This is a genomic window from Lyngbya sp. CCY1209, assembly GCF_055795065.1.
The window spans coordinates 1-3,394 of the sequence record NZ_JAYFER010000279.1; the positions used below are offsets into that span (position 1 = coordinate 1).

General features: G+C 50.5%; 1 protein-coding gene. It reads left to right on the top strand.

Features of this window, described 5'->3' with window-relative positions; translation table 11 throughout:
- Window positions 1–292 precede the first annotated feature (292 nt).
- Entirely contained in the window at window positions 293–3,271 is a 2,979-nt protein-coding gene (locus tag AC0QHF_RS08350; RefSeq protein WP_324703745.1) for a DUF1156 domain-containing protein, read from the top strand.
- Window positions 3,272–3,394 lie beyond the last annotated feature (123 nt).

Genomic DNA, 3,394 nt, shown 5'->3' on the forward strand with positions numbered 1-3,394 from the left:
CTGTTTCAGCCGGTGTAGGGTGCGTTAATGAAATGTAACGCACCGTCTATATGATTGTTGGGCGGTGGGTTACGGCGGATTGCTATATTTCCGTCACAGCATGGATTTCAGCCGCCTAACCCACCCGACTAGACTACTAGACCGTTTCGGCTTAAAATGAGGCAAAATTCAAAATGTAGTCTATATGATTGTTGGGCGGTGGGTTACGGCGGATTTATAGATGGCTTTCACAGCATGGGTTTCAGCCGCCTAACCCACCCTACACCCTGTCCACCTTTTTTAATTCTGAATAATGTCTGAACCTCGCCCGTCCCGCCCCCGCCTTTTTATCGAAAGAATTATGCCGGTTAAACTCCTCAACCAACAGGTGTACTACGAACACGGGGGGAATCCGTTCAAGGGGCTGCATCGCTGGTATTCGCGGAAGCCGCTGTCGTTTTCCCGCGCCTCGGTGCTGGCTTCTTTGTTGCCAGCCGATATTTCGATGGATGAATTTGAGTATTTGTTGGGGGTGTATTCCGAGGCGGAGTTGGATTATTTGCAGAAGTCGAATTTGACGCGGGAGGAGAAGGAGGAAAAGATTAAGTCTTCGGTGAAACTCTACAAGACGCCGCCGGGTTCTAAGCGCATCGAACGGGTGCACGACTACTGCGAGACGGTGTGGGGGAAGCGGACGCCTGTGGTGTTGGATGCCTTTGCGGGGGGCGGCAGCATCCCCTTTGAGGCGGCGCGGTACGGGTTGCAGGTGTATGCGTCGGATTTGAACCCGGTGGCGGTGGTGACGATGAAGGCGGCGATGGAGTACCCGCTGAAGTTCGGGCCGGATTTGCAGGGGGATATCGACAGGTGGGTTCAGTGGGTTGGAGATGAGGCGGAACGGCGCCTGGCTGAGTTTTTTCCGTCGAATCCCCTTCTAACTCCCCCTTCGCAAGGGGGAGAACCGGAGACGGTGCAGAATTATTTGTGGGCTCATACGGTGCAGTGTCCGAGTTGCGGTTCGACGGTGCCGCTGAGTCCGAATTGGTGGCTGAGTAAGACGAGTAATTATTCGGGAAAGGGAAAAGCGAGGAAGGTGACGAGTGATTGGTACGCGGTGAAACCGATTCCGAATCCCGCCGAAAAGCGGGTCGATTTCGAGTTGATTAAGGGGAGAAAGGGGAAGGGTACGACGATACAGACGGACGAGGGATATTTCGACCCGAATGATTACAGTACCATGAATCGTGCAACAGGAAAATGCCCCAATTGTAACGCAGTGTTAAGCGAACACGATATCAAAAATTATACATCAAATAATGGATTTGGGCATCAATTATATGCCGTGGCTTATAAAAGAGGAAAAGGAGGTTTGGAGTTCAACATCCCTAACGAACTGGATTTAGAAGGAATCCGAAAAGCCGAGAAATATCTATACGAGCAATATCCAGATTTTTTGTTAAAAAATTTAATCCCCATTGAAGCCACCAGCAAAGATTTACACAATTCACCTGGAAACTATGATTATGGATTAAGAAAATATGAAGACTGTTTTAATCCCCGTCAACTTTTAACGTTGGTCACTTATTTGGAAATCATCAACGAAGCAAAAGCAAAAATTCGGGAAGAATGCGAAGTCGAGAAAGCCGAAAAAATAGAATTAGTTCAAGATGATTTTGAAGCGATCGCAGAACTTGATGATTATTATCGTGGGAAGGTGGAAGCGATCGCCACTTATTTGGCTTTGGTAATGGATAGGTGCGTTGATAAAAATTGTCGTCTTTGTATCTGGGATTCTGGCAGAAGTCATGCCCAAAGAGCTTCTACACAACACGCATTAAACTTGATCTGGAATTATCCTGAATTTTCAGGGGATGGTGAATTATGGAACGCCTGTGCTGATGCCGTAATAAAAGATTATCAAGGACTCTGCCAACTCTTTGGCACAAAACCCCATTCTACAGGCATCCCTGGTATTGAAAAATACGACCCGAAAACCATTCAAATCGACTCGGCTTCCGCCGACAGTCTTTTTCACATCCCCGATCGCTCCGTCGATGCCGTCATCACCGATCCGCCCTATTATTCGACTATTCCCTACGCCGATCTTTCGGATTTCTTTTATGTTTGGCTGAAAAGGAATTTGGGAGATATATTTCCTGAATTGTTTTATTTAGATGTGACCGAAAAAGCTGGAGAAGCAACTGCAAATCCTTTTCGATTTCGGAATATGGAAGATGCCCCAGAAAAACTAGCCAACCAAGATTATGAAGCAAAAATGGCATTGGCTTTTATGGAATATTATCGAGTTTTGCAAGATGATGGAACAGTGACAGTCCAGTTCAACCACAAAGAGTCCGGCGCCTGGGACGTGCTCGCCAAATCCCTCATCGACGCCGGATTCGAGATCACCGCCTCCTGGGCCGTCAGCACCGAAAACCCCCAAAACCTCCACCAAGCGAAGAAAAACAGCGTCTCCAGCACCGTCCTCCTCGTCTGCCGCAAGCGGGACCCGGACGCGGGACAGGCCTGGTGGGACGACCTGCGCCCGGAAGTGGCCAACCTCGTCGAACAGCGGGCGCCGGAATTTGAAGCCAACGACATCACGGGAATCGACCTCTATTTGAGCGCCTTCGGTCCGGCCCTGAACGTCTTCTCCCGCCAGTACCCGATCCTGGACAGCAGCGGCGAGGAAGTGCGCCCCGAAGAAGCCTTCGCCGAAGCCCGAAAAGCGATCGCCAACTACCGCTTCCGCCACCTGGTGCAGTCAGAAACCGCCGGATTCGACCCCTTGAGCCAGTGGTATCTCCTCGCCTGGGATGCCTTCGGAGCGCGGGAGTTCCCGTTTGATGAAGCGCGACAATTAGCTTTGGCGATCGGCGGGTTCAACGTCTCGGACCTGGCGAGAACCCACAAACTCCTCGACTCCGCCAGCGGCACCTGCAAGCTCCTCACCCCCCGGCAGCGGCTCAAAAAGCGGGCGTTCTCCCTCAACGACCAGGAATTTTCCGGGCGATACCTGGTGGACGGACTCCACGCCATCCTCGCCCTCTACGAGGAGGAACAAAACCTGCAACTGGTGCGGCGTTTCTTGCAAAATACGGGATTAGTAACAAACGACCTATTTATGAAGACTTTGGAGGTGGCATTCAAGGTCATCCCCGATAAAGTCTCGGAGCGGGAGGCGCTGCTGAACCTGTGGCTGGGAATGGACGAGATCAAGGCAAAAGTTGTTGTCGAACAGTTGGAATTACCCCTGAGTGGGGGAGGGCAATTGAATTTGTTTGACAATTAACAATTAATGATTAACAATGAAAAGTGATTCGATTCTCGATCTGGTGGGAAATGGTGGGTTACGGCGCGGATGAAAAGTTGTGGGTTTTTCCGAAAAATTACGGCCGCGCCTAACCCACCCTAC